Source organism: Lunatimonas salinarum, assembly GCF_017811155.1.
GTDB classification, from domain to species: Bacteria; Bacteroidota; Bacteroidia; order Cytophagales; family Cyclobacteriaceae; genus Lunatimonas; species Lunatimonas salinarum.
This window is the reverse complement of record NZ_JACVCV010000004.1, coordinates 372,270-390,010: the sequence shown is the minus strand read 5'-3', so window position 1 is coordinate 390,010 and position 17,741 is coordinate 372,270. Positions and strand designations below refer to the sequence as shown.

The following is a 17,741-nucleotide window of genomic DNA, read 5'->3' as shown; positions in this document are numbered from 1 at the left end:
TACGAATCTATGCTTTCCTATTACCTCAAATCGCAACCTACAATCCAGTGAACCGCCGGATACGAGACCCGTACGTCCGGTGGTGTGAGAGGCGCACCTCGCTAACCTAACGGTTGGCGGGGCCGTCTACTCGATTATAAGCCGTTTTTCTTTCTTTCGTCATATTTTAATCTTCAATTTCAAGTTGTAATTCTTCAAGTTCTCTCGTCAATTTATCTTTTGTCCTTTGGAAATAGTCGTCCCAGTCTTCAATGCTGATTATTATTTTAAAGGTGTCGCTTTCTTTTATTGTAATGATTTCTGTTTCAAGGATTTTTATCTGTCTTTTAAGTTTAGCAATAGCCACTTTCAATAAGTCTTTTTCTTGAACTGTCTCCGATTTTGTTTTGAAGAAATTTCCTTTTTCAAGGTCATCAAGTATCTCAGTTACCTTATTCAAGTCATTTGCATCATACGCTTGTTTTAATTCTATAAAAATTCTTTGTGCTGCTTCCTTAAATTCATCCGCTACTTTGTCGGGATGGCATAAAACTGTGGCTTTACGAAATTTCTTTTTGAGTTCTAATTTTTGCTCGTCTGTTAATTCAAAGATTTCCTTTTCCTTTTCGGCATCAAACTGTTCACGATATTGCCTTTCGTCATTTTCAGCTTTTTCATATTTTGTTTTGTCTGCTTTGAATTTCAGTTTGCGCAGTTTCAAAATATCGAGAATAATTTCACCTAATTCAATTGAATGACGGTGTTGAAATTCAGAAAGCAATTTTTCAAGTTCTATCTTTTCATTGTCAAACCCGTTAAGTTGATTTTCTAAATTCTTAATTTCAAGTTTAAGAGCTGCAATTTCGGGGTCAGTCCAAATTGAAAGTTGCTGATTTTTTGAAATGAAAATTTGAATTTTGTTTATTGCTGAACCAAATTCTTCATTCCTAACATCTTCAATAATATCCTTTAGGTCAGAGTTGAAATCGTATTTCTTAAGTTTTGTACTTTCTTTGTTTAATTCTTCAATATCTTCAAGTAGAATGTAGTTTTTGAGAATTTCTAACCTTTTAATGATTTTGTTTAATGGGAAAATAATTTCTTCAATGACTGCATCTGGATAATATTGTTTGCGTATACTATTGAATTCAGATATGAATTGTTCTGCTAAGGTCGTATCGTTACTTGTTATGATTACATTCTCAAAATTGCTTTCTGCTTTATAGCTCCAATTGTATGAACCTGTAATGACTGTGCTATAATCAATGACACAAAATTTATTATGCATTAATTCTGTATCACCGTTACCGATTTTATAAACTTTTGATTTGGCAGTAAGCAACTGCTCAAAATCAAGTGATGAATTTAGGTTAATATTGTCGTTAGAAATAATGAGAGAAACGGTGCAACCGTTTCTTGCTTTATTTACTAATTCATTGAAAAGGTTTTTGTTAGTAAACCAAGCTACTGCGATAAACACAGATTTCTGTGCTTTGCTAATTTCTTGCTGAATTCTTTCAGCGATATTTTCAAATACTGCTTCTGTTTGCATACTATAACCAAAATTTTACTGTTTTATCCCAACTTCCAGAAGTAAGTGTTTTATTGGTTGAATTGTATTTCAGCGAACTAATTTCTCTTGAGTGAGCATCAATCGATTTCATCAATTCTCTATCCATAAAGTCCCAGACAATTATTTTTCCGTCCCATCCACCAGAAAATAATATTGTCTCATTCTCTGCAAATTCTAGGGCTGATACAAAGTCTGTATGACCTTGAAGAATTGTTTCTGTAATATTCTTCTTTAAATTAAAAATCCTAATTAATTTATCACCGCTGCCGATAACTAAATATCTGCAATCTTTTGTGATTTTTAGAATTTTCGTATCCCAGCCAGCTTCTATTTTTCTTGTTTGGACTAGTTTTTGAAAATCCCATTCTATAATGTAAAAATCCCACCCACCGCTGTATAGGAATTCTCCGTTATCGGAGAATTCAATTGATAGAATTATTGCTTCGTGTCCTTCTAAAGTATGTAAACATTTCCAATTTGTCGTTTCCCAAACTTTTAGTGTTTTATCGTGACTTGCAGTAATAAGGAAATTTCCGTCTGGACTAAATTTAACAGCTGAAATGCTTCTTGTGTGACCTATGAGTTTTTTAATGATGTTGCCGTTTTCTAAATCGATAATTGTTGTTGAAAAATCTTGAAAGCCACCAATAGCGGCAATATTATTTTTTGAGCTTACTGATAAAGCTTCAATCATACCGTGTATAGCAGTAAATTCCACATTTATAGTATTCTTGTTAATATCCCAAGCAACGAGAGAGCCGTCATTGCTACCACAGCCAATATACAGTTTGTCATTATTTATCTCAAGTTGATTAATTGCACCTTTATTTCTAAAGTATTGAAATACTGTTTCACCTTTAAACTTAAAATTTGCTAATCTTCTATCATTAAATTCACTTAATATCTTATTTGTTACTTCAATTGAATTTCCAACTCTAACTAAACCAGTTGAGGTGATTGGAATTAATGAATTGTTTGAGTTTTCTTTTTCAGTCACTTTATTTAAGTTGAGAGTTTTTACCAGTCTGCCATATCAGCGTTACGTTTTGCATTTTCTTCTTCTTTCCGTTGTTTAATTTCGAGTTGTAAAGCTTGAATTAATGGGTGAAGTTTTGTTGAAGGCACTCTGTCAGCAATGTATTCATAAGAGTCCAAGTTGTCCTTTAACATTTCAACAACGGCAACTGCATCTTGGTCGTTTTTGGTCTCCTGTAGCATCAAATCAAACACTTCCATTGCGTTGTATCTGTTGCAATAAACTGAAGCAAATAATGTCATTCGCATTGCCTTTATCTTTGTTTCTAAATCTTTGCTTCCTTTAAAAACTCTATTCATTGCATTAGCAACGAGTTCGGCTTCTGAAAAGTCAATTCTTGATTCTCTAAAGTATTTTTCAGTCGTAGTACTGTAAACGTCTATAAGGTCGTTGCAAAGTGCTGGAAAATTTGCTGCAATTATTTCTAGGATTTGTTTTGGAATATCATTGAATTTCTTGAAGAATGTTTCAGGGTCGTCATTGAAATTAAATAGAGTTTTTACTATGTCTTCAACATTGTCCTTGTCATATTGATTTACTTTTAAATTATCCTTGGCAATATTTATTAAATTCTCGTAAGCATTTGTCGGATTGGCTTGCGGTTTAAGTGAGAGTAAATAGTTATTCAAAGCATTTTCAAGTTCTCCAACTGACTTATACCGATTTTCAGGGTTGTCTGCAATGCACTTTTGAATTATATAAAGAAGTCCGCCAGGTAAGATGTCTTTTTCAATTAGTGTTGGATTTCTATTGGTGAATACATTATAAATGGTTTTACCAAGTTGGTAAATGTCACTTTTCACATTTGCATTTTTTGTGCCGCCAGATTTGAAAAATTCTGGCGGAATGAAACCCTGTGTTCCCATATAAACATTCGAACTTGTCAATATTGTGCTGTCACGGTCTTTAAATTTACCAAGACCTAAATCACTCATTTTTACTTTATTGTCGGTGCTTATTAAAATGTTTTTGGGTTTAATGTCACGGTGAATGATACCTGATAAGTGTATTGCATTAATGCCATTGCAGACTTGAAGTAGTATATCAATTGCTAGTTCTTGATTTGCTTGAAGTTTCTCAAGTTTTTTATCAATGGAGAACTTGCAAAGTGGCATCACAAAGTATGGAATTACACCATCTAAATTTTCAGCAAGAACTTCAATTACGTTGTCGTGCTTAATACTTGCCATCAAGCGAACTTCACGTCTAAATCTTTTTATACTTTCTTCGTCTTTGTCAAGGCATACTTTTAAAGCAAATAAATTATCTCCTTGCTGGACCTTGAAAACTTTACCCATTCCACCTTCGCCAATTTCTTCAACGATTAAATATTTTCCGTCAATTGTGTCGCCAATATTCATATTTTATGTTTGTATGTCGGTTAATGTTGTGTTGTCCTAAAATGGCTTATAACTTACTTATAGGTCTGGTTTGGCCAGACCCTTCTCGCATGAATTTGTTGGATTGGTCTGGTTTGATTGCCTTCTATATTTCTAGATCCATGTCCTCTATTGGACTCCGAATTTCCCTTAGTTTTCGAGTACTTACATGTGTGTAAATTTCCGTCGTTCGGCTGCTCTGATGACCTAAAAGCTCCTGAATAAACCGAATGTCCGTACCTCCTTCATGAAGATGGGTAGCGTAGCTGTGCCGCAACCAATGCGGAGTAGCAGGCTTGTTGATGCCGGACAAATGCAAGGCTTTCTTGAATACCTCTGCCAAACTTTTTTCGCTGTAGGCTCCCCCCTTCTGCCCTTCTATCAGATACTCTCTAGGTTGAGATGCTTTGATATATGACTGCAGAATACCCCGTAACATGGGTGGAAACCGAACCAAACGATCTTTCTTACCCTTACCTTTTCTCACCATAAGAACCCCTCGCTCCAGCTGGATATCGGTCACACGTAGGTTTATCAACTCCCCCCTTCGCAGACCACAGGAATACAGAAGGAGTAAAATCAGCCGGTGCTTTGGGTAGGTAAGGGCCTCCAGAACCGCCTTGACCTCTTCCTTGCTCAATACATGGGGCAATTTCTTCGCCCGCCTCGGACGCCGGATAATCTCCGGCTCCAACTTCCTGTCCTCCAAAATGGCAAAATACAACTTCACCCCGTTGATAAACAACGACTGATACGACTCCGACAGCCCTCGGGCCAGGATATAGTCCCGGTTAAACAGCTCCATATCTTCGTTGGTCACCTCCTCGGGATCCTTGTTTTCCAAAAACCGAAAGAATACCGAGATCGAATCACAATAGTTTTTTACCGTGGCCTCTGAATACCGACGGTTTCGCAGCCAATCCCTAAACCGCTGGATTTCGACCGCGATCCGGTCTGCCAAGGGAGGCAGGTCCGGCCACACCTTCGGAAGTTCTACCTTTTTGACCAAGCTGTAGTCCAGCCACACATTGCTCCCTCTAAAATGCGCCAGAAGGGAAGAAACTTGGGTGTCGGAATACGGAACCGCCCACACTCGCTCTTTCGGATACCAAGAAGCACCCGGAAAGGTCTTAACCAATTCCTTTAGGTCGAAATCAAAAGGAAACTCCAGGCGAAGTACTGGATTCTTTCCGAAAGAATCGTTCTTTAAAACAATGGTTTTCTTCATGACATCAAAAAAAGAAAGTAAACGCCTGAAAATACCGCATTTCCACCATTTTTCAAACGAATAAGGCAAACATTTTACTTGAAGGAATGGCATGAGGGGTTCAAAAGCAATCCCTTGGGCTACCGTTGCGCTACATCGAGTCCCATTGAATGGGGGATGCACGTTCCCGGTATTTACACGCTGTCTCGCCAAGGAGTTCCAAAACCTCCCTGAGCGACGCGCATCTCCCACGCTAGGCCCGCTAAAAAAAGCCGGTGCCACCCACGGTAACAGACATCGCCGCAGATGGCACCGGGTGACGCGACCGGATCGCCGTGTTCTATCCGATATTCTTCTTGTTCAGCTGATCAATGATGTATTCGGAGGTGCGCATGGATAGCGCCAAGATGGTCCAAGTGGGGTTTTTGTCCGCCTGGGATACAAAGGACCCCGCATCTACCACAAACAGGTTTTTACACTCATGGGCCTGCGAATAGCTGTTGAGCACGGAGGTCTTGGGGTCATTGCCCATACGGGAAGTACCCACCTCGTGGATGATCCTACCGGGTGCTGCCAGTCCGTATTGGGTTTCAGCCCCCGGCTTGGTGCCCAGAATCTTGGCGCCCATGGCCGTGAAGATCTCTTCAAAGGTGTCCTGCATGTGTTTGGCCTGCTTTACTTCGTGCTCGGTCCATTTGTAGTGGAAGCGTAGCACCGGAATGCCAAACTTATCTACCACATTGGGGTCTATCTCGCAGTAGTTGTCGTACTGCGGCACACTCTCGCCCCTTCCCGCGATGCCAATGGTAGCACCATACAGGCTTCGGATGTCCTTTTTGAGTCCGGCGCCGTAGCCCCCGTTCGGGCTGGGATTGCCAAACTCATCCTTGATGTGCTGACGCATGCTTTCCATGCCGAAGCCAAACCCGTAGTTTGGCATGCGCATGCCCCCTCCAAATTCGAGGTGATAGCCCCGCGGGAAGTCCAGTTTTTTGTTGTCCAGCCACCAGGGTGTATACACGTGCATGGAACCCACGCCGTCTTCGTTGTATTTGTCCCGACCCAGAAACTCCGGCACCAGTGCGGACCTGCTCGCTCCGGTAGAGTCGTGCAGGTACCTGCCCAATGTTCCGCTGCTGTTGGAAATGCCATTGGGATGGCGGGTAGATTTGGAGTTCATCATGATCCGTGCCGTCTCGCAGGCAGAGGCTCCCAACACGACCACACGGCCCTTGAGTTTGTATTCCTGCATATCCACTTTGCTCACGTAGGAAACACCCGTGGCTTCTCCCTGCTCGTTGGTCGTGACCTTGCGCACCATCGCATAGGTATAGAGGTCCACGTGTCCCTTTTTCATGGCAGGCTTTACCAGCACCGTGCCGGCAGAGAAATCACCGTATACCTGACAGGCCCGGTTGCACTGGGCACAGAAGAAACAGGCCCCCCGTTCGTTGTTTACCGGACGGGTAAGCACGGAAATACGTGAAGGGATGACGGGGATGTTGATTTTCTTACCGCCCTTCATAAAGGCCAATTCATGCAGCCGGGGCTTTGGAGGGGGGAGAAAGTGACCGTCGGGCTCGTTGGGGATGCCTTCTTTGGTGCCGAACACGCCTATCAGCCGATCCACCCGGTCGTAAAAGGGCTTGACGTCGTCGTAGGAAATCGGCCAGTCATCCCCCAGGCCATCGATGCTTTTTCGTTTGAAATCATCCGGTCCGAAGCGTAGGGAAATCCGCCCCCAGTGGTTGGTACGCCCCCCCAACATCCGCGATCTAAACCAGTCAAACTGGGTGCCATCCTTTCGGGTATAGGGTTCTCCTTCAATTTCCCAGCCCCCATAGGCGGCGTCAAAGTCGCCAAAGTCGCGCACGGTACTGGCGCCTCGCCGGGGAGACTCCCAGGGAAAGCGCATCTGCGTGCGGTACTCTTCGAGTGCAGGGTCAAAGTCACTGCCGGCTTCCACTACTGCCACGCTCAGTCCGGCTTCGGAGAGGATTTTGGCAGCCATGCCTCCCCCCGCACCTGAACCTACGATGATCGCGTCATATAGGTCGGGGGATGATTTGATTTCAAAGCTCATGTGTAATTATCTTAATGGTCTATTGTTTTGCTCGCTTGAGGCTCCTAATATAGCAAAGAAGCAAGTATCCCAAATCGAAGTTTCGGTTATTTATCAAATAATCCTTTAATTTCGGACAAACTTTTGCTAACCTTATACCGCCAAATTTGTAAACAGGCCATACTTTTTCGGTAAGGAAAGGAATATTTTGGCAACTGGCATCGGCATTTGCCGACAGGATGGTAAATTGGGCACCAACAAAAGAAAAATAACCTAACACCTATGCAAGATTCAAAACGTAGAAGTCAAGGCTGGTTTGGAAAGACCGGAAAGGATGGATTGATTTATCGCTCTTGGTTTCAGAAACAAGGCATCCCTACCCATGAAATGGCGGGCAAGCCCATAATCGGTATTTGCAACACCTGGTCGGAGCTTACTCCCTGCAACTCCCATTTTCGGGATCTGGCCGAATTCGTCAAAAAGGGCATCCTGGAGGCGGGGGGCTTTCCGGTGGAATTCCCCGTGATGTCTCTGGGCGAAACCGTGATGAAACCCACGGCCATGCTTTTCCGCAACCTGGCCAGCATGGATACAGAGGAATCCATTCGTGCCAATCCGTTGGATGGCGTGGTGCTGCTGTGCGGATGCGATAAGACCACGCCTTCCCTGGTGATGGGAGCATGCAGCGTGGATATTCCCACCATCGTGGTATCCGGCGGTCCCATGCTCACGGGCAGGTACCGGGGCAGTCAGATCAGCACCAGCGATATATGGCGCTTCAGCGAAGCTTCCCGGTCCGGTGCAATGAATCAGGAAGATCTATACGAGGCAGAGCGGGGTCTTTGCCGCAGCGATGGACACTGTGGCGTGATGGGCACCGCCTCCACCATGGCCTGCATGGTAGAGTCATTGGGCCTTACCCTGCCGGGAAATGCGGCCATTCCGGCCCCCGACTCCGGCAGACGCATCCTGGCACACCTGTCTGGAATGGAGATCGTTAAAATGGTCGAAAAGGACATCAAGCCCAGCGACATCCTCACCCGGCAGGCCTTCGAAAATGCCATCATGGTCAATGCGGCCATAGGCGGCTCCACCAACTTTGTCATACACCTACTTGCCATCGCGGGAAGGATAGGCGTGGACCTGACCTTGGAGGATTTTGACCGCTTCTCGGCAAATATCCCCCTAATGGCCAACCTGCAGCCCTCCGGCAAGTATTTTATGGAAGACTTCTACTATGCCGGCGGCCTGCCACCCATCATCCATCAGTTGAGGGATCACCTGAACAGCGAAGCCATTACCGTCACAGGACTGCCCATCGGTGAGGTGAATGCGGCCTTTAAAAACTACAACGAGGAGGTCATCGCTTCCTTTGACAAGCCCTTCAACCCCACATCTGGAATCGTGGTGCTACAGGGCAATCTTTGTGAAACCGGCGCCATCATCAAGCCTTCGGCAGCTAGTCCCCACCTGATGAAACATACGGGCAAAGCGGTGGTATTTGAGGACATTGACGATTATAAAAACAAAATCGATGACCCCGACTTGGACATAGACGAAAACTCCGTGATGATCCTGAAAAACGTGGGGCCAAAAGGTTACCCCGGCATGCCGGAAGTTGGCAACATGGGATTGCCTCCCAAAGTGCTGGCCAAGGGCATCACCGACATGGTCCGCATCTCCGATGGCCGTATGAGCGGGACGGGTTTTGGCACCGTGGTACTCCATGCCACTCCCGAAGCGGCAGAGGGCGGCAACTTTGCCGTCGTGCAGACCGGCGACGTGATCGAGCTGGATGTACTCGCCCGCAAGCTGAATGTGCTGGTGTCGGACGAGGAGCTTGCCGCCAGAAAGGCTAGCTGGCGTAAACCAACTCCTATCACGGACAGGGGCTATGTGGGTCTCTACATCAAACATGTGGAGCAGGCAAACCTCGGTGCGGATCTGGATTTCCTAAAAGGGAGCTCGGGTTCCGAGGTGTCCAAAGATTCCCACTAGATGCGGCAGAAACCCGTTATATTCGGGGAAATTGATATCTACCAACCAACTTACTTTTCATGCAAGTAACAGAAAGCAACCAATCCCCGGTGGCCATTGTGACGGGCGCCGGGGTGGGGATCGGTTTGGCAATTGCGATGGAGCTGGCCAAATCGGGAACCAAAGTACTGTTAAATGATCTGGCAGAGGACCTCACCGAGCAGGGGGCTTCTAAGGTCAATGCTGCCTATCCGGGAGCCTGCTTGGGATTGGCCGGAGACGCGTCCGACCCCTCCTTCATCGAACAGATGGTAGCCACTGCCGTGGATGAATTTGGGCAATTAAATGCGGCAATCGCCAATGCAGGTATCACCATCTACGGCGAATTCCTCCACTACCGGCCCGAGGATTTTCAGAAAGTGCTTCAGCTTAACTTGGGAGGTTCTTTCTTTCTGGCCCAAGCGGCCTCCAAACAGATGATAAAGCAGGGCCGGGGTGGTTCCATCCTGTTCATGTCATCCGTCACAGGCCATCAGGCGCATAAAAACCTGGTACCCTACGGCATGACCAAGGCGGGCTTGGAAATGTTGGCCAAAGGCTTGGTGGTGGAAGTGTCGGAATACGGCATCAATGTCAACGCCGTGGCACCCGGCGCCACCGTCACCGAACGCACCCTGGAGCAGGAGGACTTTGTAGGCATTTGGTCCTCCATCACCCCCATGGGGAGGCCGGCAAGCCCCGAAGACATCGCGCATGCCGTGGCGTTTCTGGTATCGGAAAAGGCCCGCCACATCACCGGGCAAAGCTTGGTCATCGATGGCGGCTGGACATCGGTCAGTCCCTCCCCGTACGCCTGACTTAGGATGGTTTTACCAAAATAAGGTGCATTTTCTCAAAAGTCTTATCAAAAAAAGGCGTTTTTCAGCGTTTTTTGTGGTGCTTATCACGCCTTTTGGTGAAATTGCCCGTAGCAACAGCATAGAACAGGATAGTTAAACCAAACCTATCGTTTATATTCGCTTGATTTCAACGCATGTATTCAAACAACTTAATTACAATATGTCAGTTTTAGAGAAGAATTTTAAACACGTAAACTACCTTTGGGATAAGGAGAAGGAGAAAGAACTGGGAGATGATCAAGTGGCCTTGCTGCTGTATAGATCCAATATTTTAGGTTCAGATTTAAGAATTACCAATTACGGTGGCGGCAATACCAGTTGCAAGACCATGGAAATAGATCCGCTTACCAAAAAGGAGACCGAGGTGATGTGGATCAAAGGGTCTGGGGGTGATATCGGCACCTTGAAGCGAAGCGGATTGGCCGGACTGTATCAAGAAAAGCTACATTCCCTGAAAAACGTGTACCGTGGACTGGAATTCGAAGACGAGATGGTGGGGTTGTTCAACCACTGCATCTATGACCTGGACTCCAAGGCGCCTTCTATCGATACCCCGCTGCACGCCTTTTTGCCCTTTAAGCACATCGACCACCTGCATCCCGATGCGGCCATTGCCATTGCGGCATCCAAGGACGGCGAGAAGATCACCGAGGAGTTATTTGAAGGTCAGATTGCTTGGGTTCCCTGGCAACGACCAGGCTTTGACATCGCCCTGAAGCTGGAAAAAGCAGTGCAGGACAATCCGGGCATTCGCGGCATCATGTTGGGCGGACACGGGCTGTTCACCTGGGCCGATACTGCCTACGAATGTTATGTCAATAGCTTGGAGGTGATCGAAAAAGCTTCCCAGTACCTGGAAGATAACTACGGCAAAAAGCGGCCCGTATTTGGCGGTCAGCGTACACAGTCCCTGCTGGAGGATCAGCGTAAAGATCAGGCGGCCAAAATTGCGCCTATCTTGAGAGGCCTTGCTTCGAGCTACAACCGCATGGTGGGAACTTTTACCGATGACGCCCGGGTGTTGGAATTTGCCAATAGCCATGACTTGGATAAGTTGGCTCCACTGGGAACGAGCTGTCCGGACCACTTCCTAAGGACAAAGATCCGACCATTGGTACTGGATATTCCCGCAGACCACGATTTGAGCGATGGGGCAGCCCTGAAGGAAAAGCTGGAAGTGGAATTCCAGAAATACCGCGAGTATTATACCAGCTATTACGAAGATCACAAGCATCCCAACAGCCCCGGCATCCGGGATTCCAATCCCGTGATCATCATTTGGCCGGGCGTGGGCATGTTTTCGTATGCCAAAGACAAGCAAACCTCTCGCGTAGCCAGCGAATTCTACATCAACGCCATCAACGTGATGAAGGGTGCAGAAGCCATTTCAGAATACGTGGCCCTGCCTTTGCAGGAGGCTTTCGATATTGAATATTGGTTGCTCGAGGAAGCCAAGCTTCAGCGTATGCCGAAGGAAAAGCCCATGTCCCGAAAAATCGCCTTCGTAACCGGAGGAGCCGGAGGAATTGGGAAAGCCATTGCTGACCGCTTGGCAGCTGAAGGCGCCTGCGTATTCATCACCGATATCAACAAGGATAATTTGGATGCTGCGGTGGCCACGTATAGCCGGGACACCGGTGCAGGTACCCTGATGGATGTGACCAATATGGAGGACATCGAGCGGGCCCTGAAGGAGGCCATCCTGAAATTCGGTGGTGTGGATGTGGTGGTTAACTGCGCCGGATTGGCAATTTCCAAGCCCATAGACCAAACCTCAGAGAAGGAGTGGGATCTCCTACAGGATGTATTGGTAAAAGGACAGTTTGCCGTTTCCAAAGCCGCCGTAGCCATTTTGCGAGCACAGAACAAGGGAGGCGATATCATCAACATTGCCAGTAAAAATGCCCTGGTATCTGGACCGAACAACGTGGGCTATGGTACCGCAAAAGCGGCACAAGTGCATATGAGTAGACTGTTGGCTGCTGAATTGGGTCCAGACAAGATACGCGTAAACGTAGTGAATCCAGATGCCGTAATCGAAGGCAGTAAAATATGGGAAGGTGCTTGGGCAGCTGGACGTGCCAAAGCCTATGGCATCAGCATAGAGGAGCTCCCCGCATTTTATGCCAAGCGCACCATCATGAACGAAATCATCAGCACAGCGGATATCGCCGCCGCGGTATTTGCCTTCGTGGGTGGTGACCTAAGCAAGAGTACTGGAAATATATTGAATGTGGACGGTGGCGTAGCCGCAGCATTCGTACGATAATCGACGTAGCATGCGTATTGATGAAGATTTCATCCAGTCGCATAATGGTAAAACTCTTTCGGATCACCGGGAGAGTTTTGCCTATTTATGCGGCAAACTGGAAAAGAAAGCATTGGATGTAGACCAGCTGATCGAAAAGATCCAAGGTTTTCAGATAGCCATTCCTAGCTGGGCACTGGGCACGGGAGGAACCCGCTTTGGGCGATTCCCCGGTGGCGGAGAGCCCCGTTCACTGGAAGAGAAAATGGACGATGTGGGTCTATTACATGCCCTAAACAAAGCTTCCGGTGCCATATCCCTGCATATACCATGGGACATCCCATCGGATGTGGCAGCTATCAAGGCCCATGCTGCCTCTCACGGCCTGGCTTTTGATGCGGTTAATTCAAATACCTTCCAAGACCAGCCCGATCAGGCGCACTCCTATAAGTTTGGCTCCCTTTGCCATACCTCAGAGGCGGTACGTCAGCAGGCCATTGAGCATAACCTCGAGGTAATCCGCCACGGAGAAGCACTGGGATCCAAGGCGTTGACCGTTTGGCTGGCCGATGGCTCGTCTTTTCCCGGTCAAACGAATTTCCGCAAGGCCTTGCAGCGCACATTGGATTCCTTACGGCAGATCTATGCGGGGATGCCCGAGGATTGGAAGTTGTTTGTGGAATACAAGCCCTACGAGCCTTATTTCTATTCCACCGTGATTCAAGACTGGGGTACGTCCCACCTCTTGGCCACGGAACTGGGCGAGCGGGCGTTTACGCTCGTAGATTTGGGCCATCACCTGCCCAATACCAACATCGAGCAGATTGTAGCCACACTGATGATGCGCGGTAAGCTTGGAGGCTTTCATTTCAACGATTCCAAGTTTGGAGACGACGATTTGACAGTGGGCGCTTTGAAACCCTATCAGCTATTTCTGATCTTCAATGAACTCGTTGAAGGCATGGAAGACCCGGAAGGTATAAATCCTGCTCCCGCCTGGATGATCGACGCAAGCCACAACCTCAAAGATCCACTAGAGGATCTGTTGCAGTCGGTAGAAGCCATTCAAATGGCCTATGCACAAGCCCTGCTGATTGACCGGAAGGTCTTGGAAACAGCCCGGGAGTCCAACGATCCTACATTGGCCCAGGAGATTCTTCAGGATGCCTACCGCACCGATGTGAGACCGCTTATCGCGGAAGCGAGGCTACGCTCCGGTGCCGCGCTGCGTCCCATTGAGGCTTTCCGCTCGCTGGAAGTGCGTAAGCAACTGATTCAGGAAAGAGGCGCAAAAGCGATCTCTACCGGATTATGATGCAAGGGTTGGCGGTGCAGCTGATACCGCCAACCCTTTTTATTTTCTATTGTCAACCTAAAACAGACCCATGGCCAGACCTGTCATCGCGATATTTGATATAGGCAAAACAAACAAAAAGTTCTTCCTCTTTGACGAGGAGTTAAACGAAATCAGTGAAGAATACGTCAAGTTTCCTACCATCGAAGACGAAGACGGAGAGGAATGTGACGATCTGGAGAAAATTTCCTCCTGGGCCAAAGAGAAGGTTAGGGAGCTATGTGATAATCCCGACTACGAATTGAAGGCATTGAATTTTTCGACTTATGGTGCTTCTTTCGTATCCATCGGTATCGATGGAAAGCCGGTGACCCCCATTTACAATTACCTCAAGACATTTCCGGAAGACCTCCATGCGGAGTTCTATGCTGCTTATCCGGAGGAGGAAATCAACCGGATCACCGCGTCCCCCACGCTCGGCATGCTGAACTCTGGCCTACAGTTGTACTGGCTAAAAAAGAAACGGCCCGAGGTATTTCAGCGAATCAAGTACGCCTTGCACCTTCCCCAGTATATTTCCTACCTCTTTACCGGGGAAGCGGTCACCGAACCTACCTCCATTGGGTGTCACACCAAAATGTGGGATTTTCCCAAAAAGGACTACCACCAATGGGTCTACGATGAGGGTGTGGCAGAGAAACTGCCGCAGATCGTTCCCACCACTCACTATTTCACCAAGAAAATTGGTGGCAAGCCGGTAAAGGTCGGTGTCGGCATACACGATAGTTCCTCCGCATTGGCTTCCTACCTCTTGAAGATCGACGAGCCCTTTGTGCTGATTTCAACCGGCACCTGGTCCATTACCCTGAACCCGTACCCCGTAGGTAACCTGAGCTTCGAGGAACTGCAAAACGATTGCCTGAATTTTCTCTCCATCCACGGCACAACGGTAAAGGCCAGTCGGTTTTTTCTCGGATACGAGTTGGACCATCAGGTAGAGAAGTTAAACGCGCTTTTCCACAAAATGCCCAAGTACTACAAGGATGTGCCCTGTGATGAGAATATCCTGCAAGGAATCGTCTTTGAGGATATCCCGGCTACCTTTCACCCCGAAACCATGACCCCTACGCCTTTGGTGCAGGAGGTATTTTCCGAAAACCAGTGGAATCCAGGGCAGTATAAAACCTTTGAACAGGCCTACCATCAGGTGATCTGGGGATTGGCACGCATGCAGGTAGCATCTTTGAAGTTGGCACTGGGTGATTCGGACATAAAAAAGGTATATATTGATGGTGGGTTTGTGCACAATAGGCTGTTTATACGGATGCTGGAAGAGCTGCTGCCAGGGTTTGAACTCCAGTTTTCCGATTTCCCATTAGGGTCTGCTTATGGAGCCGCGCTGATGCTACAGGAGCGCTAAAGCGATGTAGCAGCTGAAAGAAAACGGCACTGATTGCGACGATTCCGTGTAAAATGCCGTTCCATTCAAATAAGGTGATAGGGAATTACTCACGGATAGCCTGAAAGGCACGCGAGGTCCGAAGAAGCACTTGAATTACCGATAACCCTTTATTCTATATGCGAAAATTGACGCTATTGATCCTCTTATCTTCCTACATGCTTACCGTTTATGCACAATTTCAACCCATAGATCTTCCACTTTACGCGGGGGAGATACCGTACAGGAAGGTGTCTACCCAACAAGAACAGGTGCAAGTGAACGATATCATGGTAGTACGGACCGTACAGGAGCCCAGGGTGCAGGTGTTTTTGCCTTCTAAATCAAATGCCACCGGGCAGGCGGTGGTCATATGTCCGGGTGGGGGATATGGCGTGTTGGCTTACGATTGGGAAGGGTTGGATATTGCCAAGTGGCTCAACAGCCACGGTATTGCCGGGATTGTACTCAAATACCGGCTGCCGTCTGCCGAGAGCCAAACGGAACCGCATATGGTTCCGCTGACTGATGCAAAGCGAGCGATGCGGCTGGTTCGTTCCAAGGCTGCCGAGTGGAACATTGATCCAGCAAAGATTGGAATTATGGGTTTCTCGGCAGGGGGCCATTTGGCTTCCTCGTTAGCAACGCATTTTGACAGCGGGAATGCCTCATCGGCAGATGTGGTCGAACGGCAGAGCAGCCGTCCCGACTTTGCTATCTTGGCCTACCCGGTGATATCCTTTGATCCCTCCTACACGCATATCGGCTCTAGAAACAACCTGATAGGCCAAAATCCCGAACCCAAATGGGTGGAGTATTTCTCCAATGAACGGCAGGTGACCGAAGATACCCCTCCTTCTTTTCTGTTTCATGCACAGGACGATGCCACCGTGCCGGTGAGTCACAGTATCCGGTTTTTTGAAGCACTTACCCAGCACAAGGTTCCGGCGGAGATGCATGTATATCCTACCGGGGGGCATGGGTTTTCGCTTTCCATTAATGTGGAGGGCACCCAAAAGGGGTGGATGGATAGTTGCATCCAATGGCTGAAAGCACTTGATTGATCGAACGAAAAGGCAAAGAAATATATTGGGTACCAACCCTACGCAGCTCCCGCAATCACGGGAGCTTCTTTTTTGTAGGGTAAAGATAAATCCATAGACTGTTCGCATTATTGGCGAGATTCCTTATTTTTAGTCGCTACTAAATGTGTCTCCATGAATCGATTGATCCTATCTTTTGTTCCATGCTGTTTGTTGCTCTTTTTTGCAGTTTCATTGCCTACGCAGCAGGCCGTTTCACAGGTATTGTTTCAGGACGTACGCGTATTTGATGGGCGCTCTTCCAGTCTCAGCGGCCCAGTCAATGTGTTGGTGGAGGGAAATCAGATTCGACAGATCAGCGGTGGCAGCATCACCGTGGGAGAGTCGGTTCAGGTGATTCCCGGTGGGGGACGTACGCTTATGCCGGGCTTGATCGATGTGCATGTACATATGGTGTTTGGTGCATTGACGATGCGGGAGATGATGTCTCCGATGCTGTCTGAGCGCTTGATTTTGGAGAAGGCCTCCCAAGGCGCGGAGAGTATGCTGCTGCGTGGGTTTACTGCGGTGAGGGATGTAGGTGGACCCATTTTTCCGCTTAAGGCAGCCATTGACAGCGAAAAAGTGGCAGGGCCCAGAGTTTGGCCTTCCGGTGCCACCATAAGCCAGACAGCGGGTCACGGCGATTTCCGTACTCCCGAGGAGCGGTCCAGAAAGTTTTTCGGAGAGGTATCCCGCGCAGAGCGGTACAACGCCACCTTTATTGCAGATGGCACGGCCGAGGTGTTGACGGCTGTGCGGGAGAACCTCCGCTTTGGTGCCAGTCAGATCAAGCTGATGGCAGGGGGCGGTACCTCCTCTGCATATGACCCCGTGGATGTCACGCAATATACCTTAGACGAGATGAAGGCAGCCGTTGAGGCAGCCGAAGACTGGGGGACCTATATTACCGTGCATGCCTATACGGAAAGAGCCGTTCAGAAAGCCATTGCGGCAGGTGTAAAGTGTGTGGAACATGGACAGCTCTTGGAGCGAAAGACCTTGCGGATGATGGCCAAAAAGGGGGTTTGGTTAAGTCTTCAAAATCTGGTGGAAGATACCCCGGATATGGACCCTGCCAGGCGAGAGAAGCGGAAGCCGGTACTGGAAGGGCAGGCCAGAATTTGGCCATTGGCCAAGCAATTGAAAGTAAACTTGGCCTGGGGCACCGATTTTTTATTCGAGCCTGAGCTGAACGAACGGCAAAACGAATTTATCCTGAAGCTGACGGAGTGGTTTGCCCCAGCCGAAATCCTAAAGATGATCACCCACGACAACGCACAGCTTTTACAGCTATCCGGTCTTCGCAGCCCCTATCAGGGGAAGTTGGGCGTAGTGGAAGAGGGGGCTTTGGCCGATTTGATCCTGGTGGATGGGAACCCGCTTGCGGATATTTCCTTGGTCGCCAATCCGGCTGAAAAGTTCCTGGTCATTATGAAAGATGGTAAAGTATATAAAGAAACGATTGGCAATTGAAGCCGGCAGATTGGGTTCCATTTGTTGCAGCTAGGGATGTGTTGATTTACCAGATACCGATATTTTTTGCTATATTTCCGTTACCACAGAC

At 47.6% G+C, this 17,741-nt stretch carries 12 protein-coding genes; 7 read left to right on the top strand and 5 right to left on the bottom strand.

All coding sequences use genetic code 11. The features are described from left to right. Window positions 1–166 precede the first annotated feature (166 nt). From IAQ59_RS07165 to IAQ59_RS07145, 5 genes are all read right to left on the bottom strand, one after another. The gene (locus tag IAQ59_RS07165) at window positions 167–1,531 is read right to left on the bottom strand and encodes a phospholipase D-like domain-containing protein (RefSeq protein ID WP_209330103.1); all 1,365 of its coding nucleotides are present in this window, start codon (window positions 1,529–1,531) and stop codon (window positions 167–169) included. Window position 1,532: 1 nt separating this feature from the next. After that, window positions 1,533–2,549: a WD40 repeat domain-containing protein gene (locus IAQ59_RS07160; protein WP_209330102.1), complete on the bottom strand. Its 1,017-nt coding sequence runs from the start codon at window positions 2,547–2,549 to the stop codon at window positions 1,533–1,535. A 20-nt stretch (window positions 2,550–2,569) separates the two neighbouring features. After that, the gene (locus IAQ59_RS07155; RefSeq protein ID WP_209330101.1) at window positions 2,570–3,949 is read right to left on the bottom strand and encodes a serine/threonine-protein kinase; all 1,380 of its coding nucleotides are present in this window, start codon (window positions 3,947–3,949) and stop codon (window positions 2,570–2,572) included. Between the two features lie 124 nt (window positions 3,950–4,073). Further along, entirely contained in the window at window positions 4,074–5,195 is a 1,122-nt protein-coding gene (gene xerA / locus IAQ59_RS07150; RefSeq protein ID WP_209330100.1) for a site-specific tyrosine recombinase/integron integrase, read from the bottom strand. A 319-nt stretch (window positions 5,196–5,514) separates the two neighbouring features. Then, window positions 5,515–7,257, bottom strand: coding sequence for a GMC family oxidoreductase (locus IAQ59_RS07145; protein WP_209330099.1), 1,743 nt, complete (start codon window positions 7,255–7,257; stop codon window positions 5,515–5,517). 261 nt (window positions 7,258–7,518) lie between these two features. Between IAQ59_RS07145 and IAQ59_RS07140 the strand changes: the two genes are divergently transcribed. From IAQ59_RS07140 to IAQ59_RS07110, 7 genes are all read left to right on the top strand, one after another. After that, the gene (locus tag IAQ59_RS07140; RefSeq protein WP_209330098.1) at window positions 7,519–9,234 is read left to right on the top strand and encodes an IlvD/Edd family dehydratase; all 1,716 of its coding nucleotides are present in this window, start codon (window positions 7,519–7,521) and stop codon (window positions 9,232–9,234) included. Window positions 9,235–9,293: 59 nt separating this feature from the next. After that, window positions 9,294–10,070 carry an SDR family NAD(P)-dependent oxidoreductase gene (locus IAQ59_RS07135; protein ID WP_209330097.1) on the top strand — a complete coding sequence of 259 codons (777 nt, stop codon included), beginning with the start codon at window positions 9,294–9,296 and terminating at the stop codon, window positions 10,068–10,070. A 202-nt stretch (window positions 10,071–10,272) separates the two neighbouring features. Then, entirely contained in the window at window positions 10,273–12,381 is a 2,109-nt protein-coding gene (locus tag IAQ59_RS07130; RefSeq protein WP_209330096.1) for a bifunctional aldolase/short-chain dehydrogenase, read from the top strand. A 10-nt stretch (window positions 12,382–12,391) separates the two neighbouring features. Beyond that, window positions 12,392–13,675, top strand: a complete 1,284-nt coding sequence (locus IAQ59_RS07125; RefSeq protein WP_209330095.1) for a sugar isomerase — start codon at window positions 12,392–12,394, stop codon at window positions 13,673–13,675. A 70-nt stretch (window positions 13,676–13,745) separates the two neighbouring features. Then, a complete protein-coding gene (locus tag IAQ59_RS07120; protein WP_209330094.1) occupies window positions 13,746–15,074 on the top strand; it encodes an FGGY-family carbohydrate kinase in 1,329 nt (442 codons plus the stop codon). A 158-nt stretch (window positions 15,075–15,232) separates the two neighbouring features. Next, the gene (locus IAQ59_RS07115) at window positions 15,233–16,156 is read left to right on the top strand and encodes an alpha/beta hydrolase (protein ID WP_209330093.1); all 924 of its coding nucleotides are present in this window, start codon (window positions 15,233–15,235) and stop codon (window positions 16,154–16,156) included. 153 nt (window positions 16,157–16,309) lie between these two features. Next, window positions 16,310–17,650: a metal-dependent hydrolase family protein gene (locus tag IAQ59_RS07110; protein WP_245189478.1), complete on the top strand. Its 1,341-nt coding sequence runs from the start codon at window positions 16,310–16,312 to the stop codon at window positions 17,648–17,650. Window positions 17,651–17,741 lie beyond the last annotated feature (91 nt).